We start from the raw sequence: 24,324 nt of genomic DNA, 5'->3' as shown, positions 1-24,324 counted from the left end.
CCGCCCAAGACCGCTGGGCCCCGCCAGGCCCGCGGGCGTCGTCGCGGCGGGCGGCGGGGGCGGCCGGACCGGGTCAGAACAGGCGGAGTTTGTCGTCCTCGATGCCGCGCAGGGCGTTGTAGTCCAGGATCTGGCAGTGGATGCCCCGGTCGGTGGCGAGGACGCGGGCCTGGGGCTTGATCTCCTGGGCCGCGAAGACGCCGCGGACCGGCGCCAGATGCGGGTCGCGGTTCAACAGCTCCAGGTAGCGGGTGAGTTGCTCCACGCCGTCGATCTCACCCCGGCGCTTGATCTCCACCGCGACCGTCGCGCCGTCGGAGTCCCGGCAGAGGATGTCCACGGGGCCGATCGCGGTCATGTACTCGCGGCGGATCAGCGTGTAGCCGTCGCCGAGTGTCTCGATGCGGTCCGCGAGCAGTTCCTGGAGGTGCGCTTCCACGCCGTCCTTGATCAGGCCCGGGTCCACGCCGAGTTCGTGCGAGGAGTCGTGGAGGATCTCCTCCATCGTGATGATCAGTTTCTCGCCCGCCTTGTTGACGACCGTCCACACGCCCTCGTCCTCGCCCGTGCCCTCCTTCAGCGTGCAGGGCGGCGACATCCAGTTGAGGGGCTTGTAGGCCCGGTCGTCGGCGTGGATGGAGACGCTGCCGTCCGCCTTGACCAGGATCAGGCGGGGCGCCGAGGGCAGGTGGGCGGTGAGCCGGCCGGCGTAGTCGACCGAGCATCGGGCAATGACGAGACGCATGGTCGGCAACGCTACTCGACGCTCGCGGGTGCTCGCGATCCGCCCGTCCCGCTCCCTGTGGATCGCACCAATTGTCCCTGGAAACTCTTGTTCATCCCTGGCCGATTGTGGGCGTAACGGGACCGTTCCATATACCCATTCTGCTGGTGTGGTCACCGACGGTTGCCTACCGTAGAGAACGGGAGGTTGCGGTCCATGTACTGAGCGTGTTCGAAGACGCGAACTCCCCTATCTGTCCGGCAACCCCTGCTGTGCGGGGGTGCGAGAGGAGAACCCATGTCGCTCGACGTCTCACCGGCCCTACTCGAACAGGCCGAGCGAGGCGAGGTCGACGAAGCAGCATTCGTCGACTGCGTCCGGACCTCCCTGCCCTACGCGTGGGAGATGATCAGCTCCCTGGTGGCCCAGCTGAAGGTGGACGGCGGATCCTTCGCCGACAACCAGACGCCCCCGCCGGACGAGCAGGCACGCGGTCAGCTGCTGCGCGCGCTGGCGAGTGACGCCATACGCGGCGCGCTGCAGCGGCACTTCGGTGTGCGGCTGGCCTTCCAGAACTGCCACCGCGTGGCGGTGTTCCCGCTGGACGACTCGGTGGAGGAGACGCTGGCCCGCTTCACGTCGGTGCGCAGTCAGGTGCTGAACCAGTCGCCGGAGTTCCGGGACTGCTGACGCTCGGCCGCGGTACGGGCCGTGACCGGGACGAAGAGCCGTCGGCTTGCCGCTCCACCCGCGGGAGGTGCATGCGTCATCGGGGCGGCAAGCCCCCCAGGCGGCTTGCGCGGCGGGGGCGGTCAGCGCAGTTGCGGCAGCACCTCGGCGCCGAGCCGCCGCAGGTTCTCCTCGGTGGCCGCGAGGTCGCCGGAACCCTCCACCAGGAGGGCGAAACGGGAGATGCCGGTGCGCTCCGAGGTGGCCGCGAGCCGGTCGGCGGCGAGCCGCGGGGTGCCCACCGGATGCAGCCCGCAGAGGAGTTCGGTGTAGGCGTACGGGTCGCGCATCGCGCGCGCCCGTCCGTCCACCGTCACATGGGCCGCGAGTCCCTGCCGCAGCCAGCCCGGCATCGCCTTCAGCAGCGTCTCCGCAGCGTCCGTGCGGCGGTCGGCGAGCTGGCAGACCCCGGCCGAGACGTGGGCGGCCCCCGCGATCTCCTCGGCCGGCCGGCCCGCCGCGCGGGCGCAGCGCCGCCAGAGGGCGACCATCTCGGCCTTCTCCTCGTCCCCGACGTGCATGCCGAGCAGCATCGGCAGCCCGCGCTCGGCGGCGAGGCGCACGCTCGCCGGTGAGGTGCAGGCGAGGACGACCTCGGGGCCGGGGACGTCCGTCAGGGCCTCAGACGGCCGGGGCACGACCGGCACCTCGCGGAAGGAGAACCGCTCGCCGGAGGCCGCCACGGCCGGTTCGCCCAGCCAGCGCAGCAGCAGATCGAGCGATTCCGGGAACCCGTGTTCGTACGCCTCCAGGCCCGCGCCGAACACCTCCAGGTCCACCCAGGGACCGCCGCGCCCGACGCCCAGCGTGAACCGTCCGCCGCTGGTCACGTGGAGCAGCGCGGCCTGCTCGCCGAGGGCGACCGGGTGGGCGGTGGGCAGGACGCTCACCGCCGTACCCACCCGGACGCGGCGGGTGCGGCCCAGCAGCAGCGCGGCCAGCGTGATCGCGGACGGGCACGTGCCGTAGGGCACGAAGTGGTGCTCGGCCAGCCACACCGCGTCCAGACCGGCCTGCTCGGTGACCTCCGCGGAGCGCACCGCCCGGTGCAGCGCCTCTCCAGGACCCTGGCCCGGGAACTGGGCGGCCAGCACAAAACTTCCTACGCGCATCGCATTTCCTGCTTCCTTGGCTCCGACCCGGAGCTCCCCCACCGGGCATAACCGTCTGACACGTGCGCAGGACACGGCCTGGCGAAGAGATTTGCGGATTGTCTGCAGAATGGATCGCTCTTGAGGGGGACTTGTACGGATTGGTTCCGTACGCGTACCCCGCTCGGCGGCGCGTAGGCTGGATGCAGCCCCTGCTTCCTGTATAGCCCCGAGAGGTGTCCCGTGTCCCCGCGTCGCAACCGACCGAAGGCAGCCGGAACGTCGGACCGGAGCGCCGAGGACGACCGGACCGGCCGGTACGGCGGCTGGCAGTCCACCGAGAGCTGGCAGGGCGAGGAGTGGAGCGTACGGCATGTCGCCGGGGCCAGCGCGGAGGGCAAGACCTACCGCTGCCCGGGCTGCGACCAGATGATCCCCTCCGGCGTCCCGCACGTGGTGGCGTGGCCGGAGCACGCGGGCGTCGACGACCGCCGGCACTGGCACAAGTCGTGCTGGAACGCGAAGGACCGCCGCGCCACGAGGGTGCAGCGGTCCCGTAACGCCCCCAGGTTCTAGCCCGGGGGCGGCATCCGCGGGAAGCGGGGGCCGGTCACACGTCCCGGCTCCGGAGCAGCGCGTACGCGCCCGCGTACACCGCCGCCGTCAGGCCGATGACGATCCACAGCGGGTCCCACCCGGAGGGGCCGGACTCGCTCAGGGAGTTGGCGTAGAAGACGCTCAGCTGGTTCGGGATCGAGTACTCGAAGAGCCACTCGCGCACCTTGCTGAGCGACTCCGTCGCCATGAACAGGGCGAGCACCAGCGGTGCCAGCAGCACGCCGATCATGATGGTGATGGCGCCCGCGGAGTGCCGGATGACCGAGCCGATGAGCAGCGAGAGCAGCCCGAGCAGCGCGATGTAGAGGCTGACGCCGACGGTGGCCTTGAACCAGTCGCCGCCGGTGGGGGTGCGGGCGGCGGTGCTCTCCAGCATGGACGCCTGGACCATCGCCACGAAGCCGGACGTGACCAGGGTGACGACGAAGGCGACGCAGAAGAACACGATCGACTTGGCCGCGAGCACCCGGGCCCGGCTGGGGCACGCGGTCATCGTCGTGCGGATCATGCCCGTGCCGTACTCCGAGGCCGTGGTCAGCACGCCGAGCGTGATGATGCAGATGCTGCCGAGGAGCAGACCGAAGAAACCGAACGACAGCGGGTTCTCACCGGACAGGCTCTCGGAGTCGGAGTTGGACGAGACCAGCGCGCCGGCCAGCAGGCCGATGCCGGCGACGAGCAGCACGAACACGCCGAGCGTCCACATCGTGGAGCGCACCGACTTGATCTTCGTCCACTCCGAGGCCAGCGCGTGCCCGAGGTGGGTGCGCACGACCGGGATGGGAGAGGTGTAGCCGGGGTACGGCCCACCGGGCGCCGCCCGCCACTCGGGGGCTGCCGGGGCCTGCGGCATCGGGGGCTGGTGGGTGCTCATCGTGCGTCCTCGGGCTGGGTGGAATCGGCGGGGGCGGCGGCGGGAGCGGCGGCACCACCGGCACCGGTCCCGGCACGGAAGGTGACGGCGACGCGACGGACCGTCGCGGTGGTCGCGCCCGCCTGCTCACCGCCCTCGAACCGTTCCGGCAGCGGCTGCTGCGGCATCCGGCGCTGTCCATGACCGTGCTCTCCGGCGTCCTGCACGTCATCTGGTTCTTCACGTTCGCGAACAGCGGTGGTGATCTGGCCGCGCAGGACGCCTGGGCGGAGTTCGTCGGCCGGCATCCGGACTCGGCGTACAACCTCGCCTGGTACGGGGGCATGCACCCGGTGTCGTACAGCGTGGTGTCGCCGTACCTGATGTCGGTCCTCGGCGTCCGGACGACGATGATGATCGCCGGCACGCTCTCGGCGGGCCTGCTGACGATGATCCTGATACGCAGCCGGGCGGTGCGGAACCCGCTGTGGGTCTCGCTCGCCGGGATCTTCGCGCTGATCTGCAACGCGATCTCCGGCCGGGTGACCTTCGGGCTCGGCATGATGTTCGCGCTCGGCGCGGTCGCGGCGGTGTTCTGCTGGCCGTACCGGTGGCGCTACAAGCGCTGGGCGAAGGCTCTGGTCGCCGCCCCGCTGGCCGCGCTCGCGACGATGTCCTCCCCGGTCGCCGGACTGTTCGTGGGCCTGGTCGCGGTCGCGCTGTTCCTGCAGAAGCGGCGGCCCGGCGCGTGGGCGCTGGGGCTCGCCCCGTCGGCGGTGGTCGCCGTCTCGGCCTGGCTGTTCCCGTTCTCCGGGACCCAGCCGATGGGGATCGGCTCGGTGATCATGCCGCTGCTGTACGGCCTGCTGTGCCTGTTCCTGGTGCCGAAGAAGTGGGTGACCGTCCGGCTCACCGCGGCCGTCTACAGCCTCGGGGTCGTGCTGGTGTGGCTGATCAGCTCGCAGATCGGGTCCAACATCTCCCGGCTGCCGATGCTCTTCGCGGGTGCCACCCTGATCGCGGCCCTGCCGTACACCGTGCCGAAGTCCCGCCGGTGGTATGTGACCGTGCTGGCCTTCCTCGGCTTCGTCGGCTGGCTCGGCTTCAAGTCGGTCGACGACATCATCCACACCACCCCGGCCGCCTCCTGGGCGCGGGAACTCGCACCGCTCGTCAACGAGCTGCAGAAGGCGGGCGCCGAGAAGGGCCGCGTCGAGGTGGTCCCGGCCCGCTCGCACCGCGAGGCCTCCGCGCTCGCGCCGTACGTCAACCTGGCCCGGGGCTGGAACCGGCAGGCCGACATGGAGCGCAACCCGCTCTTCTACGACGACACGCTCAACTCGGCGACGTACCACGAGTGGCTCCGGCGCTGGGCGGTGCACTTCGTGGTGCTGCCCAAGGACAACGTGGACGGTGACGGTGGCGAGCGCGCGCTGCTGCAGCGCGGGATGCCGTATCTGCGGCAGGTCTGGGGCGACGCCAACTGGCAGCTGTTCCGGGTGACCGACCCGGCGCCGCTGGCCGAGCCGAACGCGGTGGTGGACCGGGCCGAGCAGGGTGAGATGACCCTGCGGGTGCGGGAGGCGGGGCGGATCCTGATCCGGATCCCGTACTCGCCGTGGCTGAGCATCGTCGACGAACACGGCAAGAGCGTGAAGCCCCCGCGGGCGTCCCAGGACTCGCCGAAGACGTACCGGAACGTCGACGGATGCCTGATGCAGACACCGGAGGACGGCAACGGCGACCGGTGGACGATGCTGCTCGCGCCGCGGGCCGGGACGTACCACCTGGCAGCGCCGTACCAGCTGCCGCGCGGTACGCCCTGCCCGGACGAGCTGAAGTGAGGGTGCCCGGCCGCGCGGCGAGCGGCCGGTGCTACCCGGTGCCGCGCAGCTCGGCCACGTAGGTGTCCGTGCCCGGGATCGTCGGGATGAAGGGGGCCACCAGTTCCACCCTGCCCAGTCCCGAGCCGGCGACGTCCGTGTCCAGACCCGTGAAGTGGTCCGCCCAGCACTCGCGCGGGTCCCGCTCCAGGAACCACAGCAGCGTGAGCCGGGTGTCCACGCCCTCGACCTGCTTGACGTAGGTCATGCGGTCGCCCGGCAGTGGTGTCGGCCGGAACACCGTGACGAGGGCGGACGGGGAGCCGGCGAGGCGGCGCGGCAGGTGCCGGGCGCGCAGCCACTGCAGCAGTTCCGCGCGTTGCTGCGGGGAGTCGGCGTCGATCACCTCCAGCACCAGGCCCCGGTAGGGGTGGTCGAGGGCGTGGAAGTCGCGTGGTCCGGCCGCGCCGTCCCGGTACACCGTGGTCTCGTGGTCCTGGAAGGCCGTGAAGACGTGGGTGCGGTCGTGGTGGACGCGGGCGTCGCGGTTGAGCCGCTTGTTGATGGCGACCGTCCACTTCATGTGGTCGGCGTAGCGGCCGGCGGTGATCCAGTAGGTGGAGAGGTAGCAGCCCGCGGTGACCGGCCGGGCGACCGCAGACTTCTCCGGGTGGCGCAGGAGCTGCAGTTCCCGGGTGGCGACCCAGCGGCGGCCGGCGTACATCCAGGGCATGGCCATCGCGCCGGCGTAGTAGTGGTCGTCCTCGTACCAGCGGTTGTAGGCGTGCTCGTGGCCGGGGTGCGGCTCGACCATGGTGATCAGGGCGTGGCCGGGCCGGACACCGTACGGCCCGGCGGCGGCCAGCTCGGCGTACAGCTCGCTGCGGGTGTCCTCGCTCATGCGGTTCCCCTTCCGTCCTCTCACGGTCGCCCATACTCTGACGCTCCGTCAGATGGAACGCCATACCCCGGGAGGCCCCGATGTCCCTGCTCACCGGCAAGACCGTCGTCGTCTCGGGCGTGGGGGCCGGGCTCGGCCACCAGGTCGCCGCGGCCGTCGTACGGGACGGCGGGAACGCGGTGCTCGGGGCGCGCACCGAGGCCAACCTCGCCAAGAGCGCCGCCGAGGCCGACCCGGGCGGCGCACGCACGGCGTACCGGGCGACCGACATCACCGACGAGGGGCAGTGCGAGGCGCTGGCCGCGCTGGCCCGGGAGCGGTTCGGCGCGGTCGACGCCGTGGTGCACGTGGCCGCCTGGGACTCCCACTTCGGCGGTCTGGAGGACGCCGACTTCGCGACCTGGCAGTCGGTGGTGGACGTGAACCTGCTGGGGACGCTGCGGATGACCCGGGCGTGCCTGCCGGCGCTGAAGGCGGCCGGGGGCGGGTCGGTGGTGTTCATCGGGACGCAGTCGGCCGTGGCCGCGCCCTCGCAGGTGAGGCAAGCCGCGTACGCCGCGTCGAAGGGGGCGCTGACCAGTGCGATGTACTCGCTGGCCCGGGAGCTCGGGCCGTACCGGATCCGGGTGAACACCGTGCTGCCGGGCTGGATGTGGGGGCCGCCGGTGCAGGCGTACGTCCGGTTCACCGCCCGGACGGAGGGGGTGCCGGAGGAGGAGGTGCTGGGCCGCCTGAGCGAGCGGATGGCGCTGCCGGAGCTGGCCACCGACGGGGACGTGGCGGACGCGGTGGTGTTCCTGGCCTCGGACCGGGCGCGGGCGATCACGGGACAGCAGCTGCTCGTGAACGCCGGGGAGCTGATGCGATAGCCCGTTCCGCCCCTCACGTTTGTTCATCCATATGAACTGAAGTCATCAAGTCGAACAATTTTACCGTGACTTGACCTTCAGCTTGCTTGTCGCGTTCATGTAGCCGGACCCACGATCGGGCACATGAACAGTCTCGACTGGGCCGTGCTCATCGGCTACTTCGGTGTGATGGTCGCGATCGGCGTCTGGTCGCACAAGCGCGTGGACAACGTCTCCGACTTCTTCACGGCCGGCGGCAAGATGCCCTGGTGGCTCTCCGGCATCTCGCACCACATGTCGGGCTACAGCGCCGTGATGTTCACCGGGTACGCGGGCATCGCCTACACCTACGGCGTCACCTCCTTCATCACCTGGTCCTTCCCCATCGCGCTCGGCATCGCCATCGGGTCGAAGCTGTTCGCGCCGCGCATCAACCGGTTGCGCTCCCGGCTCCATGTGGCCTCCCCGCTGGAGTACCTGAAGAACCGCTACGACCTGCCGACCCAGCAGGCGCTCGCCTGGTCCGGCATGCTGCTGAAGATCGTGGACGTGGGCGCCAAGTGGGCGGCGATCGCCACCCTGTTGTCGGTGTTCACCGGGGTCTCGCTGAACCAGGGCATCCTCATCACCGGCGCGATCACCGCCGTCTACTGCACGATCGGCGGCCTGTGGGCGGACGCACTGACCGAACTCGGCCAGTTCGTCATCCAGTTGCTGGCCGGCGTCTCCATGTTCGTCGCGGTCGTGGTGAAGCTGGGCGACAAGGACATCGGCTTCCTCGGTGCCTGGGACGAGCCCGCGCTGCACGGCCACGGCAAGCCGCTGGTCGGCCCGTACGGCACGGTGTTCCTGCTGGCGTTCCTCTTCATCAAGCTGTTCGAGTACAACGGCGGCATGCTCAACCAGGCCCAGCGCTACATGGCGACGGGCAGTGCCCGCCAGGCCGAGCGCTCGGCCCGGCTGTCGGCGATCCTGTGGCTGGTCTGGCCGGTGGTCCTCTTCTTCCCGATGTGGATGTCCCCGCTGCTGGTCCACGCGCAGAAGCCGGACGGCTCCGACTCCTACGCCCTGATGACCGAACAGCTGCTGCCGCACGGCCTGCTGGGACTGGTCATCGTCGGCTTCTTCTCCCACACCATGGCCATGTGCTCCTCCGACGCGAACGCCATCGCGGCGGTGTTCACCCGGGACGTGGCTCCGGTGCTGTCCGCGAAGGCACGTGCCTGGGGCGAGCGTTCGGGCCTGATCGCGGCCCGGGTCACGACCGTCGTCTTCCTCGGCCTGTCCATGGCCGTCGCCACCCAGGTCAACTCCCCCGCCTTCAAGGACATCATCACGGTCGTCATCAAGTGGGTGGCCGGTCTCATGGGTCCGATCGCGATCCCGATGATGCTCGGCCTGCTCCGGCCGTTCCGCCGCTCGGGGCCGACGGCGGCGCTCACCAGCTGGGCGGCGGGCCTGCTGGCCTTCTGGCTGGTCAACTACCCCGTCAGCTGGAGCGTCGACGGCGGTGTCCCGCTCCAGTACCAGGTGTCGATCCCGCTCGCGGTCTCCCTGGTCCTGTACATCCTGATCGGCTACCTGAAGCCGGAGGACACACCGGAGCGCCTGGCCGTCATCGAGAAGGTGAACACCGACGGGGACGAGGGCGCCGCACTGACCGTCCCGGTACCCGCCGGCGCCGGGGACGACGTGGTCGGAGCGCCGTAGCGGGCGCTGCGGGCGGGGGGTGCGGGGACCGGCCGCGCGGCCGGTCCCCCTTCAGCGCGTCACGCCCGCGGATAGCGCGCCAGCCAGCCCGGGGAGGAACCCGCCGGGCCGTGCAGGGCCGGGCCCTGCGTCATCTCCATCGCGAAGTCGTCGGCGAGTTCCAGCATCGTGGGGCGGCCCTCCAGCTCGGCCAGCCAGGCCGGCGGGAGGGCCGTCTCGCCGTGCAGGGCGCCCAGCAGGCCGCCGGCGATCGCGCCCGCGGCGGCCGACGGGCCGCCCTGGTTCACCGCCAGGCACAACCCGTGCCGTACGTCCTCCCCCACCAGCGCGCAGTACACGGACGCCGCCAGCAGCCCGTCCGCCGTGCCGTCGCCGGCCAGCTCCTCCACCCGGGCCGGCGTGGGCATGCCCTGCCGCACGGCACCGAGGGCGTGCTGGAGGGCGTCGGAGACCGGCTGGTGGCCGGGGCGCGCGGCGAGCAGGGCCAGCGCCCGCTGCACCGCGCCGTCCAGGCTGTCGCCCCGGGCCAGCGCGTGCACGATGACGGCGTACGCGCCCGCCGACAGGTAGGCGATGGGGTGGCCGTGGGTCTGGGCCGCGCACTCCACCGCCAGCTGGACGACCAGCTGCGGCTCCCAGCCGACCAGCAGACCGAAGGGCGCCGAGCGGGCGACCGCCTCCGGACCCAGTTCCCCCGGGTTCTTCGGCGTCTCCAGCGTGCCCATGGTCACGTCGCCGAGCCCCAGCAGCAGCGACCGGGTGGGGTCCCGCCGGGCGTACAGCCACTCCTCGCGGGCCAGCCAGCCGTCGTCCTTGCGGCGCTCGTCGGGCCCCCAGTCCCGCTGGGTGGCCGCCCAGCGCAGATACGCCCGGTGCAGATCGGTCGGCGGGTGCCAGGCGCCGGTGTCGCGGCGCACCTGGGCGCGTATCAGCCCGTCCACGGTGAACAGGGCCAGCTGTGTGTGATGGGTGACGGCGCCGCGCCGGCCGTGGCCGAAGGCCAGGTCGAGCAGCCCCTCGCCGCCGTACGCGGAGCGGATCTCCTCGAGGGACAGCGCGTCGGCGGGTCCGCCCAGCGCGTCGCCCACGGCCGAGCCGAGCAGGGTGCCGCGCACCCGGCTGCGGAAGTCCTGCTGCTCGGCTCGGCCCCAGACGGCACCGGACGTCGCACCCACCAGACCTCCCACGACACCGCCCGTCCGTACGACGCTAGGCACTGTAATCGACCCGGAACGGTCCGTTCAGTAGGGCAAACCGGCCCTGGCAGGGCATTTCCGCCCAGTGGATCCCACGCGTTTTCCGCCCCGACGGGCGCCCCGGTTCCGTTTTTCCGCCCCGGCGGCCGACCCGGTTCCGGCCGGGCCCCGGCCGGCGCCCGCTGCGTCGCCGTCGCCCTCCCCCAGGCGAGCCGTTCCCCGCACAGGCCGCGGGGGGTACGAGCCGCTGCCGGACGCGCGCGGAGCGCCTCGGCCACCGGAGGGCTGGGCCCGGCCGTACCGGAGTCCGCCGGATCCGGCCGCGCATTCTGACGCAATGCGCATGGGAGAAGGCGGTGTTCGTCAGGGAGAATCCAGCCATGACCACCACCCCCACCCGCCACACCGGCCACAGCCTTGCCGCCGGTGTGCTCACCGGCATACTCGCCCTCTACATCACCCTCGTCGCCCTGGGGAACATCACCGACTTCGGCACGAACCAGCAGTTCGTCCGGCACGTGCTGGCGATGGACACCACCTTCAAGGACGACGACCTGATGTGGCGGGCGGTCACCAGCACCGCACTCCAGGACACCGCCTACGTGCTGATCATCGCCTGGGAGACGGCGGCGGCGCTCGTACTGATCTGGGGCACCTGGCTGTGGGCGCGCCGGGACGCCGACCGTGCCCGGCGCTGGTCCACCTACGGCCTGCTGATGCTCCTGCTGCTCTTCGGGGCCGGCTTCATCGCGATCGGCGGCGAGTGGTTCTCGATGTGGCAGTCGAAGACGTGGAACGGACTGGACGCCGCCACCCGGATCTTCCTGCTCAGCGGCGTCGCCCTGATCGTCAACCAGCTGCCCTGGGCGGGCCGCCGGGACGCTAGCTGACGACCGTCACCTTCGTCCCCTGGTCCCCGAAGGACCACAGCGCGGCTCCGTCCTCCTTGTGGAGGCGGATGCCGCCCAGCTTCTGGCCGTTCGCCGGCGGCGGCGAGGACCCGTCCAGGGCGTTGGAGAAGGCGACGTTCACGCCGGACACCTTGGTGAAGTACATGACGTGCTCGATCTCGACGCCGTCCGAGCCCTTGAGGGACTGGGTGCGCAGGGTTATGGAGTAGCGGCCGGGCTGCGGGGCCACCGTGCCCGGCCACACCGTGAACGTGCGCACCGGCTTGCCGGTCGCGTCGACGAGCCACACCCGCTTCCCGGCCAGTGAGTAGACGATCCGGCGGCCCTCGCCGGAGGCGTCCGGCAGGGCGGGCGCCTCCGGTGTCTGGGGCGAGGCCGAGGTGTGGGGCCGCGCCGACGCCGAGGCGCCGGGCCTGGACACGGCGGCCGTGGGTTGCGGCGCGTGCTCCGCCTGTACGGCGAGGGCGACGACGGCCGCGGTGGCCCCCGCCGTCAGACCGGTGACCCAGGCCCACGAGGGCAGTCGGGCAGCCACGGGACGCATCTCCTCCGCTACGGGGCCCCGTCCAGGATCGGGGGTCGGATCATCGTACTCAGTCCAGGACCGGCAGCAGATCCGGCAGGTGCCCGTCGGACGCCTCGGCCGCCCGCTGCCGCTCCTCGGGGACGTCGCCGTACAGCGTGGTGCGCGGCTTCGCGGGCCGGCCGGCCGCCTCCGCCACCGCGACCAGGTCGCGGACCGACTTGTACGAGCCGTAGGAGGAGCCCGCCATACGGGAGATCGTCTCCTCCATGAGCGTCCCGCCGAGGTCGTTCGCGCCGGAGCGGAGCATCTCCGCCGCCCCCTCCGTGCCCAGTTTGACCCAGCTCGTCTGGATGTTGGGGATCCAGGGGTGCAGCAGGAGGCGGGCCATCGCCGTCACCGCCCGGTTGTCCCGCACGGACGGGCCGGGGCGGGCGATACCGGCCAGGTACACCGGCGCGTTCGTGTGGATGAAGGGCAGGGTCACGAACTCCGTGAAGCCGCCCGTCTCGCGCTGGATGCCGGCCAGCGTGCGCAGATGGCCGAGCCAGTGCCGGGGCTGGTCCACGTGCCCGTACATCATGGTGGAGGACGAGCGGATGCCCAGCTCGTGCGCCGTCCTGATCACCTCGATCCAGGTGGCCGCGGGCAGCTTGCCCTTGGTCAGCACCCAGCGGACCTCGTCGTCCAGGATCTCCGCCGCCGTGCCCGGGACGGAGTCCAGACCCGCCTCCTTGGCGGCGGTGAGCCACTCCCTGACCGGCATCCCGGTCCGGGTCGCGCCGTTCACGACCTCCATCGGGGAGAAGGCGTGCACGTGCATGCCCGGGACGCGCTCCTTCACCGCCTTCGCGATGTCGAAGTACGCCGTGCCCGGCAGGTCCGGGTGGATGCCGCCCTGCATGCACACCTCGACCGCGCCCACGTCCCACGCCTGCTGGGCGCGGTCCGCCACCTGCTCCAGCGAGAGCGTGTACGCGTCCGCGTCCGTGCGGCGCTGCGCGAAGGCGCAGAACCGGCAGCCGGTGTAGCAGACGTTGGTGAAGTTGATGTTGCGGGTGACGATGTACGTGACGTCGTCACCGACCGCCGACCTGCGCACGTCGTCGGCGACCCGGCACAGCGCGTCCAGCGCCGGGCCGTCCGCGTGCAGCAGGGCGAGGGCCTCGGCGTCGGTCAGCCGGGTCGGGTCGTCCGCGGCCGTGCGCAGCGCCGCGCGCACGTCGGTGTCGATGCGCTCGGGCACCATGCCGGGGGCCGCCGCCTCGCGCAGGGCCTCCCAGTCGCCGTACACCTCGTCGAAGTCGGCGCGCCGGTCGCCGGTGCGGCCCTCGGTGTCGATGGAGGCGTGCAGGTCGGTACGGCCGGCGGCGGTGAACGCCTCCTCCGGCTCCTGCCAGGGCCGGCCCTGGACCGGGGCGTCCGGCAGGGCGAGGCCCGTCGCGGGGTCGGCGAGGGCGGCGACGTGGGGACGCAGCCGCGGGTCCAGCCAGGGCTCGCCGCGACGCACGAACTCCGGGTAGACGCACAGGCGTTCACGCAAGGAGAAGCCGGCCGCCCGGGAGCGCTCGGTGAGTTCCTCGATCTGCGGCCAGGGGCGCTCGGGGTTGACGTGGTCGATGGTCAGGGGCGAGACCCCGCCCCAGTCGTCGATGCCGGCGCCGATCAGCCGCTCGTACTCGCTGTCGACCAGGTTGGGCGGGGCCTGGAGGCAGGCGCTCGGGCCCATGATGTGCCGGGCGACGGCCACCGTGGCCACCAGTTCGTCCAGTTCGGCGTCCGGCATGCCGCGCATCGCCGTGTCCGGCTTGGCGCGGAAGTTCTGGATGATCAGCTCCTGGATGCTGTGGTAGGCGCGGGAGACCTTGCGCAGGGCGAACAGGGACTCGGCGCGCTCCTCGTAGGTCTCGCCGATGCCGATGAGCAGGCCGGAGGTGAAGGGCACGGAGGAGCGGCCGGCGTCCTCCAGGACGCGCAGCCGGACGGCCGGCTCCTTGTCCGGGGAGCCGTGGTGCGGGCCGCCGGGCTCGGACCACAGGCGGGTGGCGGTCGTCTCCAGCATCATGCCCATGCTCGGCGCGACCGGCTTCAGCCGCTGGAAGTCCGTCCACGTCATGACGCCCGGGTTGAGGTGGGGCAGCAGGCCCGTCTCCTCCAGGATGCGGATGGAGACGGCGCGGACGTAGGCGATGGTGTCGTCGTAGCCGTGCGCGTCGAGCCACTCGCGCGCCTCGGGCCAGCGGTCCTCCGGCTTGTCGCCGAGGGTGATCAGGGCTTCCTTGCAGCCGAGCGCGGCGCCCTTGCGGGCGATGTCCAGCACCTCGTCGGGGGACATGAACATCCCGTGCCCGGCGCGGCGCAGCTTGCCGGGCACGGTGACGAACGTGCAGTAGTGGCACCTGTCGCGGCACAGCCGGGTGAGGGGGATGAAGACGCTCTTCGAGTACGTGATGACGCCGGGCCGGCCCGCCGCCTCCAGGCCCGCGTCCCGCACCCGGGCCGCGGACGCGGTGAGACCGGCCAGGTCCGCACCGCGTGCCTGCAGGAGCACCGCGGCTTCGGCGACGTCGAGGGCGACGCCGTCCCGGGCGCGTTTGAGGGCGCGACGCATGGAGTTCTCGGTGGGGCCGGTTCCGGAGGTCGCGGAAGTCGTCATCCTTCGAGGATACGTTCGCGCTGATCACGCACGGGGCGTGCCGTCGGCCAGGAGCGGGCCGTACGCGTCGAGCGCGCGCAGCACGTCCGCCTCACCGGCCGGCGGCAGCTGCACCACGACCTCCTCGATGCCGAGTTCCGCGTAGTGGGCGAGCTTGCCCGGGGTGGGCTGGACGGCGTACGGGACCACCTGGAGGCCTGCCGCGTCGCGGCCCGCGTCCGCCCACACCGAGCGCAGCACGGGCAGGGACTCGGTGAGTCCGCGCCCGCCGATCGGCAGCCAGCCGTCGGCGTACTCGGCGATGTGCGCGAACAGCTTCGGCCCGGCGGCCCCGCCGACGAGTGTGCGGGGACCGACGACCGGGCCGCGCGGCTTCCGCACCGGCTTGGGGAACGCGAAGCTGGGGCGGACACTGCCGAACTCGCCCTCGTAGCCGACCGGTTCCTCGGACCACAGCGCCCGCAGCAGGCCCATCCGGTCCCGCACCAGCTCCCGCCGGGTGCCCCAGGCCACGCCGTGGTCGGCGGCCTCCTCCACGTTCCAGCCGTAGCCGAGGCCGAGGGTGAAGCGCCCGCCGGACAGATGGTCCAGCGTGGCGACCTGCTTGGCGAGGTCGATCGGGTCGTGCTGGGCGACCAGCGTGATCCCGGTGCCGAGGCCGAGGCGCTCGGTGACGGCGGCGGCCTGGCCGAGTGCGACGAAGGGGTCGAGGGTGCGGCCGTACTCGGGCGGCAGGTCACCGCCGGCCGGGTACGGGGTGGTCCGTTCCGTCGGGATGTGGGTGTGTTCGGGCAGGTACAGCCCGGCGAAACCGCGCTGTTCGAGTTCGCGGGCGAGGCGGACGGGGGTGACCGTCTCGTCGGTGAGGAAGATCGTCACGGCGATGCGCATGGCCCATCTGTACCGGCATCGGGACGAGAAGTCCATACCGACTGGTCGGCATCGACTGCGGTGGGGATCGCCGGACGCGCACCCTCGCGCCGGCCGACCGGCGGTGGCCGGACGATGTACGCCCCCCAGCGCTCGAAACCCGCCGATTTCCTTCCCGTCCTTGCATGTTCACGCCCATGGGGAACGCTCAACGGCATGTGCGATGACGACGCAAGGCCCGGAAGACGTTCACTGATCGTGACGGGCGCCGCGGCCGCGCTTACGTTGGGAAGCGCGACCTTCGCGAGAGGGGCGGACACCATGCACCGGACCGAGACCAGAACGGTGCGCGGCACGCTGCCGGCGGGCTCGCCCGACTTCGTGTACGTGCCCGTCGACGTGCCCGAGCACACCAGGGAGATCAAGGTCTCCTACACCTACGACCGCCCGGCCGTCCCCGCCGGCACCCCCGGCAACGCCCTGGACATCGGCCTCTTCGACGAGCGCGGGACCGAACTGGGCGGGAAGGGTTTCCGCGGGTGGTCCGGCGGCGCCCGGACGGAGTTCTTCGTCCGCGCCGACGACGCCACGCCCGGCTACGTCCCCGGGACGATCCACGCGGGCACCTGGCGGATAGCCCTCGGCCCCTACACCGTCGCCCCGCAGGGGCTGTCGTACGAGCTGACGATCACCCTCACCTACGGCGAGCAGGCCGCCGCCCCGGACCCCGTGTACCCGCCGCAGCGGGCCAAGGGCCGCGGCCGGGCCTGGTACCGCGGCGACTGCCATCTGCACTCCTGGCACTCCGACGGCCGCCGCACCCCCGCCGAGATCGCCGCGCTCGCCCGCGCCGCCGGCCTGGACTTCATCAACAGCTCCGACCACAACACGCACTCCTCGCACCCCCACTGGGCGGACGCCGCGGGCGACGACCTGCTGGTGATGCTGGGCGAGGAGATCACCACCCGCAACGGCCACGTCCTGGCGCTCGGCACGGACCCGGGCACCTTCGTCGACTGGCGCTACCGGGCCCGCGACAACCGCTTCGGCCGGTTCGCCCGCCGCGTCCGCGAGTCCGGCGGCCTGGTCGTGCCCGCCCATCCGCACGCCACCTGTGTGGGCTGCAACTGGAAGTTCGGCTTCGGGGAGGCGGACGCCATCGAGGTGTGGAACGGCCCCTACACGCCTGACGACGAGGTGGCGCTGGCCGACTGGGACGGCATGCTGGTCGCGTCCGTGCGGGACGGCCGTGGCTGGATCCCGGCGATGGGCAACAGCGACGCGCACCGGGACCCCGACCCGGTCGGCTCCCCGCAGACGGTGGTCCTCGCCGACGACCTGAGCCGGGAGGCGATCCAGGAGGGCATCAGGGCGGGGCGCTCCTACGTCGCGGAGTCCAGGAAGGTCTCGCTGGCCTTCACCGCGTCCGGCGGCCGGGGCGAACACGCCGGCATCGGCGGGCGGCTGGCGGTTTCGCCGGACACCCCGGTGACGGTGCGCCTCGAGGTGTCCGGCGCCCCGCGCTGCACGGTCCGCCTCGTCACCGACCAGGGCGTGCTGTTCACCGGCGACCCGCTGCCGGTGACCGGCTCCGGCGTGGTGGAGTGGCGCACCACCCCGGCGAACGCGGCGTACGTCCGCGCCGAGCTCCGGCACGAGACGGCGGCGGGACCCCTGCCGGGGGCCCTGGCAGCGTTCACCAACCCGATCTTTCTCGGGCACCGCTGACGGGGGCGGCAGCTACCGCCGGCTGTCCCGTCGCATCCCGGCGCAGACCCTGCCGGAGACCACCGGTCCCAGGTCCGGGCCGCCGCGGCCGACGCCGACGGTACGGCGCGACCGGGCCGACCGGGCGCCGGCTCAGCCCGGCCACACGAGTGCCTGCACCTCGCTGTACGCGTGCAGGGCGTAGGAGCCGACGTCCCGGCCGACGCCGCTCTTCTTGAAGCCGCCGAAGGGTGCCTCCATGTTGCGGCCGACCGTGTTGATCCCGACCCCGCCGGCCCGCAGCCGCCGGGCCACCCGGAAGGCGCGGGCCACGTCGCCCGACCAGACGTAGTCGAGGAGGCCGTAGTCGGAGTCGTTCGCGAGGGCCACCCCCTCGTCCTCGTCGTCGAAGGGGATCACCGTCACGACCGGTCCGAAGATCTCCTCCCGGGCCACCCGCATGTCGTTGGTGCAGTCGGCCAGCAGGGTGGGGACGACGTAGAAACCACGCTCCAGGGAGGGGCGTTCGCCGCCGGCGACCACCGTCGCCCCTTCCTTGCGGCCGAGTTCGACGTACGACTCCACGCGTGCCCGGTGCTCGGCGGAGATCACCGGGCCCACGACCGTGTCCGCCTCCCGCGGGTCGCCCACCTTCAGCCGGCGGGCGTGGGCGGCCAGTCGCTCGACCAGCCGGCCGTACACGCCCCGCTGGGCCAGCACCCGGGTCGGGGCGGTGCAGATCTGCCCGCTGTAGAAGGAGAAGGCGGTGCCGATGCCGGCGACGGCCGCGGCGAGGTCGGCGTCGTCGAACACGAGCGCGGCGCCCTTCCCGCCCAACTCCATCAGCTGGCGCTTCATGTCGCGCCCGCACACCTCGGCGATGCGCCGTCCGACGGCCGTGGAGCCGGTGAAGCTGACCATGTCGACGTCACCGGACGCCACCACCGCCTCGCCCACCGAGACGTCCCGCCCGGAGACCACGTTCACCACGCCCGGCGGCACCCCGGCGTCCGCCAGCGCCTCGGCCATCCGGTAGACGGACAGCGGGTCCTGCGGGGCGGGTTTCACCACCACCGTGTTGCCCATGGCCAGCGCCGGAGCGATCTTTCCGGCGGGGTTGGCCCACGGGTTGTTGTACGAGGTGACACAGGTGACGACCCCGACGGGCTGCCGTACCGCGAGCGCCCCCACCACCCCGGCCCGGCCCATCGGCCCCGCCTCGTTGATCTGCGGGACGACGGCCCACTCGGCGGGCTCCACGCCCGCGTACCGGCGGAAGCGGGCGGCGGCCACCCCGACCTGCATCGCGCGGGCGGTGGCGGTGGTCGCCCCGGTCTCGGCGCGGGCCAGTTCGGCGTAGGGCGCCAGCCGCTCCCGGATGATCCCGGCGGCCCGCCCCAGCAGCGCCGCCCGCTCCTCCGGCCGGGTCCGCGACCACGTGCCGAACGCCTCCCGGGCCGCGGCGCAGGCCGCCCGCGCCTGGTCCGGCGTGGCCTCCGGCGCCCGGCCGACCGTCTCCTCGGTGGCGGGGTCGATGACCGGGTAGTGCCCCCCGTCCGGTGCCACCCACTCCCCGCCGACGAACAGCGGCTGGACCTCGCTCACCGCGTGCTCACCGTCCGTGTGTCCCGCCCGGACCGCAGCACCCGGCCCGGTACGGCCCCGGTCACCACGTCGTCCCGGATCGCCTCGACCCCGTTGACCCACACGGCCCGCACCCCGATCGCCCGCGAGTCGAGCCGCGGGCTGTCGCCCGGCAGGTCGTGCACCAGACGGGCCTGGCCGGCATCGATCCGCTCCGGGTCGAACAGCACCAGGTCGGCATGCCAGCCCTCCGTCACCCGCCCCCGCTCCCGCAGCCCGAAGAGCCGGGCCGGGTCGTCGGTGAGCATCCGCACCGCCTGCTCCAGGGTGAGCAGCCTGCGGCCGCGCAGGCAGTCCCCGAGGAACCGGGTGGTGTACGGCGCCCCGCACATCCGGTCCAGGTGGGCGCCCGCGTCGGAGCCGCCGAGCAGGACGTCCTCATGGCTCCAGGTCTCGGCGCGCAGCGCCCAGGAGGCCGGGTCGTTGTCGCTCGGCATGGGCCACAGCACGGTCCGCAGCCCGTCGTTCACGCAGATCTCCACCAGGCAGGCGAACGGATCCTGCCCGCGCTCGGCGGCGATGTCCCGCACCACCCGGCCGGTGAGCCCCCGGTTGGCCTCGCTGTAGGTGTCCCCGATGACGTAGCGCCCGAAGTCCGCGAGGCGCCGGAACACCCCGGCCTCCTTGGAGCGGGCGCGCCGCAGCAGTTCCGCGCGGACGCCGGGGTCGCGGAGCCGGGCGATGCGCTCGGGCACGGGCAGCCCGAGCACCGGCCCCCAGCCCGGTATCAGGTTGAGGGCGCAGAACGTGCCCAGGGACATGTTCATCGGGGTGAGGATCGGCATGGTGAGTGCCACGACCCGGCCGCCGGCCTTGCGGGCCCGTTCGCTCGCGCTCAGCTGCCGGGGCACGCGCTCGGGGACGGCCGCGTCGACGGTGAGCACGTTCCAGTTCAGGGGGCGGCCGGCGGCGGCGCTCAGCTCCACGAGCAGGTCGATCTCGGCGTCGCTGAACTGGTCGAGGCAGCCGGCGACGATCGCCTCGATCTGGGTGCCCTCGTGCTCCCCGACCGCCCGCGACAGCGCCAGCAGTTCCGCGGGCCGCGCGTGCCGGGAGGGCACCGGCTGTCCGTCCCCGTCCGAGTGGGTGCCGGACTGGGTGGTGGACAGCCCCCAGGCGCCGGCGTCCATGGCCTCGTGCAGCAGCCGGAGCATGCCGGCCAGCTGCTCCTCGGTGGGCTGTCCGCCGACGGCGTCCGGTCCCATCACGTACCGGCGCAGCGCGCAGTGGCCGACCATGAAGCCCGCGTTGACGGCGATCCGTCCTTCGAGGGCGTCCAGGTACTCACCGAAACCGCTCCAGTTCCAGGGCGCCCCCTGCTCCAGCGCCACCAGGGACATGCCCTCGACCCTGGACATCATCCGCCGGGTGTAGTCGGCGTCCTCGGGGCGGCCGGGATGGAGGGGCGCGAGCGTGAAGCCGCAGTTCCCGGCGGCGACGGTGGTGACCCCGTGGTTGAGGGAGGGGGTGGCGTACGGGTCCCAGAAGAGCTGGGCGTCGTAGTGGGTGTGGGGGTCGACGAAGCCGGGGGTGAGCACGAGTCCGGCGGCGTCCTCGCTGCCGCGGGCCGCGGCGGTGACCTTGCCGACGGCGGCGATACGGCCGTCCCGGATGCCGACGTCGGCGGTGAAGGGGGGCGCACCGGTGCCGTCCACGACGGTGACGCCCTTGATCACGTGATCGAGCATGGGGCTCCCCTTTCGGCTCCGGCGGACGGGAGGGGCGCGGGGGCCTGCGCCACTCGCCGCGGTCGCCCCGTGCGACTCCGGTGCGTGGCAGGGGCGCGGGGGCCTGCGTGCCTCGCCGCGGTCGCCCCGCACCCCGCGACGGCGGTCACGAGGCCGCCCGGAACCGGCTGGTCCGGTGCACGGGGTCCGTGTCGATCTTCGGAACGACGTGCTCCCCGATCAACCGGATCGTCTGCAGCGTCTCCTCCTTCGGCACCCCCACCGGCAGCCCGAAGCTGAGCTGGTCGGCCCCGGCCTGCTCCCACCGCTTGCACTGGCGCAGCACCTCGTCGGGATCCCCGCAGATCAGCAGCTCCTCCTCGATGAGCAGCTCCACGAACTCCGGGGTGTACTCGGGCAGCGTCTCCGGCCACACCGGGAAGCCCTCGGGCCGCGGGAAGGTGTCGTGGTAGCGGAAGACCAGCGAGGGCAGGTAGTGCAGCCCGCCGTGCACGGCGATCTCGATGGCCTCGGCGTGCGTCGGCGCGCAGATCGCGGTGGTGGTGACCATCACGTTGTCGTTGACGAATTCCCCGACCGGCTCGGCGTCCACGACGGCCGTCTTGTACTGCTCCAGCACCCACTCCATGTCGGAGACCTTCTGGACGCTGAAGCCGAGCACCCCGAGCCCCTTCTTCGCGGCCATGGCGTACGACGGCGGGGAGCCGGCCGCGTACCACATCGCCGGATGCGACTTCCCGTACGGCTTCGGCAGCACCTTCCGGGGCGGCAGCTGCCAGTGCTTGCCCTGGAACCCGGCGTACTCGTCCTGGAGCCACATCTTCGGGAACTCGGCGATCGTCTCCTCCCAGATCTCCTTCGTGTGGTTCATGTCGGTGATGCCGGGCAAAAAGCCGAGGATCTCGTGCGACCCGGCACCGCGCCCGCTGCCGAACTCGAAGCGCCCCTCGCTGAGGTGGTCGAGCATGGCGACCTTCTCGGCCACCTTCACCGGGTGGTTGACCTGGGCCAGCGGGTTGAAGATCCCGGAACCCAGGTGGATCCGCTCGGTCGCGTGGGCGAGGTAGCCGAGGAAGACGTCGTTGGCGGACAGGTGCGAGTACTCCTCCAGGAAGTGGTGCTCGGAGGCCCAGGCGTACTTGAAGCCGGACTTGTCCGCCTGGATGACGTACTCGGTCTCCTCCATCAGCGCCTTGTGCTCGGCAAGCGGGTCGGTCTCGGCCCGCTTGCCGACGTATCCCTGTACAAAGAGCCCGAATTCCACGGCGGTTCACCGTCCCCAAGTCTTTTTCTGACATACCGTCAGACAGGTTGTCGGCCGACTGTGGCACCGGCCGCCGCGGCCGTCAATAGCTGACGGCTCGTCAGATGATGCTGACGCCGGCCAGCCAGCCGCCGTCGATCACGAACGGCTGCCCGGTGATGTACGAGGAGTCGTCCGAGGTCAGGAAGAGGGCGAGCCGGGCCACCTCCTCCGGCTGCCCGACCCGGCCGAGCGGCACGAGCCTGCGGTACAGCTCGTCCAGCGCTCGGCTCGTCTCCGCCGGGTCGGCGTCCGGGTCCAGCCGGGCCGGGTTCGACATCGCGGTGTCGACGGCGCCCGGACAGATCGCGTTGACCCGGATCCCCCGGTCCGCCAGCTCCAGCGCGGCCACCCGGGTCAGCCCGAGCACGGCGTGCTTGGTCGCGGCGTACGCGCCCACGGCCGCCATACCGGTCAGCCCCGTGTACGAGGCGGTGTTCACGATCGTGCCGCCGTCCGTCAGCTCGGGCGCGACGGCCTTGATGCCCAGGAAGCAGCCGACCTGGTTGACCTGCACGACCTGCATGAACTCCGCCAGGGGGGTGTCCACGAGGGCGTTGAAGCGCAGGATGCCCGCGTTGTTGACCAGCCCGTCGATCCGCCCGTACGCCTCCTTGACGGTCCCGACGGCCTCCCGCCAGCCGTCCTCGCTGCCCACGTCCAGATGCACGTACCGTGCGCCGATCTCCTTGGCCAGCGCCTCCCCCCGGTCGTCCAGCACGTCGGTGACGACGACCCGCGCGCCCTCCGCCCGGAACAGCCGCGCCTCCTGCTCGCCCTGCCCGCGTGCCGCCCCGGTGACGACCACGACCCGCCCGTCCAGCTTGCCCATACCGCCTCCTCAGTCCAGCCGGGGCGCGACCTCCACCCCGAACACACCGATCTGGTCGATCAGTTCGGCCCGGCTCCGGCTGCGGAACCGCACCTGGATCTGGTCCACACCCAGCGCCCGGTACGCGCGCAGCGACTCGGCGATCTCCTCCGGCGTCCCGGTGAGCGTGCGTCGTCCCACGTCCCAGCCGGGCCGGCCCACGTACAGCGGCTCGGCGATGGCACCGACCGTGAACGGCCCGCCGGCCCCGGCCTCCTCGCGCAGCCGCCGGATGCGGGCGACCTGCTCGGCCAGCCGGTCCCGGGGATCACCCTGCGGCAGCCAGCCGTCGCCCTTCAGGGCGGCCCGGCGGACGGCGGCGGGCGAGGAGCCGCCGACCCACACGGGGACGTGCGGCTGTGCCGGGCGGGGCCGCTGGCCGAGCCCGGCGAAGTCGTAGCGCTCGCCGTGGTGCTCGGGGAACTCCTCGGGCCCGAGGGCGGCCCGCAGCGCGTCGATCACCTCGTCGAGTACGGCCCCGCGCCGCTCGAAGTCCGCCCCGAGCGCCTCGAACTCCTCCCGCACGTGCCCGGCCCCCACGCCGAGGACCAGCCGGCCGCCGGAGAGGTGGTCGAGGGTGGCGTACTGCTTGGCGGTCACGAGCGGATGGCGCAGCCCGACGACGGCGACATGACTGAGCAGCCTGGCCCGCTCGGTGACGGCGGCGAGGTGGGCCAGGGTGGCGACCGGGTCGTACCAGACCGTGCTCATGGCCGGGGCGAGGCGGCGGGGGACGGCGACGTGGTCGCAGCAGGCGAGGTACGCGAACCCCGCGGCGTCGGCCGCGCGGGCGACGGCGACCAGGTCCTCCGGCCCGGCCCCGGCCTCCCACGGCTCGGCGTAGAGGGTGCTCTGGGACTGGACGGGCAGCTGGATGCCGTACGCCAGGCGGCTCACCGCCACAGCCCTTGCGGCGTGAGCCCGAGCAGGTCGATGGCGTTGCCCCGGACGATCCGCTCGACCACGTCGGCCGGCAGGTGCCCCATCTGGGCCTCGCCGACCTCGCGGGACTTGGGCCAGGTGGAGTCGGAGTGCGGGTAGTCCGTCTCGTACAGCACGTTGCCGACGCCAATGGCGTCCAGGTTCCTGAGCCCGAAGGCGTCGTCGAAGAAGCAGCCGTAGACGTGCCCGGCGAACAGCTCGGACGGCGGCCGGGTCACCTTGTCGGCGACCCCGCCCCAGCCGCGGTTCTCCTCCCACACCACGTCCGCGCGCTCCAGGACGTACGGGATCCACCCGATCTGGCCCTCGGCGTACATGACCTTGAGGTTCGGGAAACGCTCGAACTTGCCGCTCATCAGCCAGTCGACCATCGAGAAGCAGCAGTTGGCGAAGGTGATGGTGGAACCGACGGCGGGCGGGGCGTCGGCGGAGGTGGAGGGCATCCGGCTGCTGGAGCCGATGTGCATGGCGACGACCGTGCCGGTCTCGTCGCAGGCCGCGAGGAAGGGGTCCCAGTCGTCGGTGTGCACGGACGGCAGCCCGAGGTGCGGGGGTATCTCGGAGAAGGCGACGGCCCGGACGCCCCGTTCGGCGTTGCGGCGGACCTCCGCCGCCGCCAGTCCGGCGTCCCACAGCGGGATGAGGGTGAGCGGTATGAGCCGCCCGTGTGCTTCGGGCCCGCACCACTCCTCCACCATCCAGTCGTTGTAGGCGCG

General features: G+C 72.3%; 22 protein-coding genes. 7 read left to right on the top strand and 15 right to left on the bottom strand.

What is annotated here, in order from left to right:
• Positions 1–73: 73 nt before the first annotated feature.
• Positions 74–745 carry an endonuclease NucS gene (nucS, locus tag GT045_RS01770; RefSeq protein ID WP_161291682.1) on the bottom strand — a complete coding sequence of 224 codons (672 nt, stop codon included), beginning with the start codon at positions 743–745 and terminating at the stop codon, positions 74–76.
• Positions 746–1,021: 276 nt separating this feature from the next.
• Between nucS and GT045_RS01765 the strand changes: the two genes are divergently transcribed.
• The gene (locus GT045_RS01765; protein WP_161291680.1) at positions 1,022–1,414 is read left to right on the top strand and encodes an SCO5389 family protein; all 393 of its coding nucleotides are present in this window, start codon (positions 1,022–1,024) and stop codon (positions 1,412–1,414) included.
• Positions 1,415–1,536: 122 nt separating this feature from the next.
• Here the strand turns inward: GT045_RS01765 and GT045_RS01760 are convergent, their stop codons facing one another.
• Positions 1,537–2,565 carry an LLM class flavin-dependent oxidoreductase gene (locus tag GT045_RS01760; RefSeq protein WP_161291678.1) on the bottom strand — a complete coding sequence of 343 codons (1,029 nt, stop codon included), beginning with the start codon at positions 2,563–2,565 and terminating at the stop codon, positions 1,537–1,539.
• Positions 2,566–2,787: 222 nt separating this feature from the next.
• Here GT045_RS01760 and GT045_RS01755 point away from each other — a divergent pair, with 222 nt between their 5' ends.
• Entirely contained in the window at positions 2,788–3,120 is a 333-nt protein-coding gene (locus GT045_RS01755; RefSeq protein WP_161291676.1) for an ATP/GTP-binding protein, read from the top strand.
• Positions 3,121–3,154: 34 nt separating this feature from the next.
• Here the strand turns inward: GT045_RS01755 and GT045_RS01750 are convergent, their stop codons facing one another.
• The gene (locus tag GT045_RS01750) at positions 3,155–4,036 is read right to left on the bottom strand and encodes an ABC transporter permease (protein ID WP_161291674.1); all 882 of its coding nucleotides are present in this window, start codon (positions 4,034–4,036) and stop codon (positions 3,155–3,157) included.
• Positions 4,033–4,203 (bottom strand): hypothetical protein, encoded by a 171-nt coding sequence (locus GT045_RS01745; protein WP_161333070.1) that lies wholly within the window; start codon positions 4,201–4,203, stop codon positions 4,033–4,035. The genes GT045_RS01750 and GT045_RS01745 overlap by 4 nt, the downstream gene beginning before the upstream one ends.
• Positions 4,204–4,215: 12 nt before the next feature.
• Between GT045_RS01745 and GT045_RS01740 the strand changes: the two genes are divergently transcribed.
• Positions 4,216–5,859: an MFS transporter gene (locus GT045_RS01740; protein WP_237538275.1), complete on the top strand. Its 1,644-nt coding sequence runs from the start codon at positions 4,216–4,218 to the stop codon at positions 5,857–5,859.
• A gap of 31 nt (positions 5,860–5,890) precedes the next feature.
• Here GT045_RS01740 and GT045_RS01735 read toward each other — a convergent pair whose 3' ends face one another.
• The gene (locus GT045_RS01735) at positions 5,891–6,739 is read right to left on the bottom strand and encodes a hypothetical protein (RefSeq protein WP_161298348.1); all 849 of its coding nucleotides are present in this window, start codon (positions 6,737–6,739) and stop codon (positions 5,891–5,893) included.
• 80 nt (positions 6,740–6,819) lie between these two features.
• Between GT045_RS01735 and GT045_RS01730 the strand changes: the two genes are divergently transcribed.
• Positions 6,820–7,608 (top strand): SDR family oxidoreductase, encoded by a 789-nt coding sequence (locus tag GT045_RS01730; protein ID WP_161333069.1) that lies wholly within the window; start codon positions 6,820–6,822, stop codon positions 7,606–7,608.
• 123 nt (positions 7,609–7,731) lie between these two features.
• The gene (locus GT045_RS01725) at positions 7,732–9,297 is read left to right on the top strand and encodes a sodium:solute symporter family protein (protein WP_161298346.1); all 1,566 of its coding nucleotides are present in this window, start codon (positions 7,732–7,734) and stop codon (positions 9,295–9,297) included.
• A 59-nt stretch (positions 9,298–9,356) separates the two neighbouring features.
• On the opposite strand, the gene GT045_RS01720 is transcribed toward GT045_RS01725, so the two are convergent.
• Positions 9,357–10,472 carry an ADP-ribosylglycohydrolase family protein gene (locus GT045_RS01720; protein ID WP_161333068.1) on the bottom strand — a complete coding sequence of 372 codons (1,116 nt, stop codon included), beginning with the start codon at positions 10,470–10,472 and terminating at the stop codon, positions 9,357–9,359.
• Between the two features lie 401 nt (positions 10,473–10,873).
• On the opposite strand from GT045_RS01720, the gene GT045_RS01715 reads away from it, so the two are divergent.
• A complete protein-coding gene (locus GT045_RS01715) occupies positions 10,874–11,383 on the top strand; it encodes a DUF2165 domain-containing protein (protein WP_161298344.1) in 510 nt (169 codons plus the stop codon).
• Here the strand turns inward: GT045_RS01715 and GT045_RS01710 are convergent.
• Genes GT045_RS01710 through GT045_RS01700 form a run of 3 tightly spaced genes read right to left on the bottom strand, consistent with a single transcriptional unit; the run spans position 11,376 to position 15,474 of the window.
• Positions 11,376–11,948, bottom strand: a complete 573-nt coding sequence (locus GT045_RS01710) for a hypothetical protein (protein ID WP_202515447.1) — start codon at positions 11,946–11,948, stop codon at positions 11,376–11,378. The two genes, GT045_RS01715 and GT045_RS01710, sit on opposite strands and share 8 nt — an antisense overlap.
• 49 nt (positions 11,949–11,997) lie before the next feature.
• The gene (locus tag GT045_RS01705; RefSeq protein ID WP_161333067.1) at positions 11,998–14,583 is read right to left on the bottom strand and encodes a bifunctional FO biosynthesis protein CofGH; all 2,586 of its coding nucleotides are present in this window, start codon (positions 14,581–14,583) and stop codon (positions 11,998–12,000) included.
• Between the two features lie 24 nt (positions 14,584–14,607).
• Positions 14,608–15,474, bottom strand: coding sequence for an LLM class F420-dependent oxidoreductase (locus GT045_RS01700; RefSeq protein ID WP_161289943.1), 867 nt, complete (start codon positions 15,472–15,474; stop codon positions 14,608–14,610).
• Between the two features lie 195 nt (positions 15,475–15,669).
• Here GT045_RS01700 and GT045_RS01695 point away from each other — a divergent pair, with 195 nt between their 5' ends.
• Complete coding sequence (locus GT045_RS01695; RefSeq protein ID WP_161333066.1) at positions 15,670–17,181, top strand: CehA/McbA family metallohydrolase; 1,512 nt, start codon at positions 15,670–15,672, stop codon at positions 17,179–17,181.
• Between the two features lie 132 nt (positions 17,182–17,313).
• Here GT045_RS01695 and GT045_RS01690 read toward each other — a convergent pair whose 3' ends face one another.
• From GT045_RS01690 to GT045_RS01665, 6 genes are all read right to left on the bottom strand, one after another.
• A complete protein-coding gene (locus GT045_RS01690; RefSeq protein WP_161333065.1) occupies positions 17,314–18,765 on the bottom strand; it encodes an aldehyde dehydrogenase family protein in 1,452 nt (483 codons plus the stop codon).
• On the bottom strand, positions 18,762–20,492 hold the full coding sequence (locus GT045_RS01685; RefSeq protein WP_161333064.1) for a D-aminoacylase: 1,731 nt from the start codon (positions 20,490–20,492) through the stop codon (positions 18,762–18,764). Before GT045_RS01685 ends, GT045_RS01690 begins: the two co-directional genes overlap by 4 nt.
• Before the next feature lie 145 nt (positions 20,493–20,637).
• Positions 20,638–21,756, bottom strand: coding sequence for an LLM class flavin-dependent oxidoreductase (locus tag GT045_RS01680; protein ID WP_161289932.1), 1,119 nt, complete (start codon positions 21,754–21,756; stop codon positions 20,638–20,640).
• Between the two features lie 100 nt (positions 21,757–21,856).
• The gene (locus GT045_RS01675) at positions 21,857–22,627 is read right to left on the bottom strand and encodes an SDR family oxidoreductase (protein WP_161289929.1); all 771 of its coding nucleotides are present in this window, start codon (positions 22,625–22,627) and stop codon (positions 21,857–21,859) included.
• 9 nt (positions 22,628–22,636) lie between these two features.
• Entirely contained in the window at positions 22,637–23,554 is a 918-nt protein-coding gene (locus GT045_RS01670) for an LLM class F420-dependent oxidoreductase (protein WP_161289955.1), read from the bottom strand.
• Positions 23,555–23,559: 5 nt separating this feature from the next.
• The coding region (locus GT045_RS01665; protein WP_161333063.1) for an amidohydrolase family protein at positions 23,560–24,324 on the bottom strand (765 nt) is incomplete at its 5' end.

It is taken from the genome of Streptomyces sp. SID486 (assembly GCF_009865385.1).
In the GTDB taxonomy this organism is placed as follows: domain Bacteria; phylum Actinomycetota; class Actinomycetes; order Streptomycetales; family Streptomycetaceae; genus Streptomyces.
The sequence above is the reverse complement of the archived record's forward strand: the minus strand, read 5'-3'. Positions and strand labels throughout refer to the sequence as shown.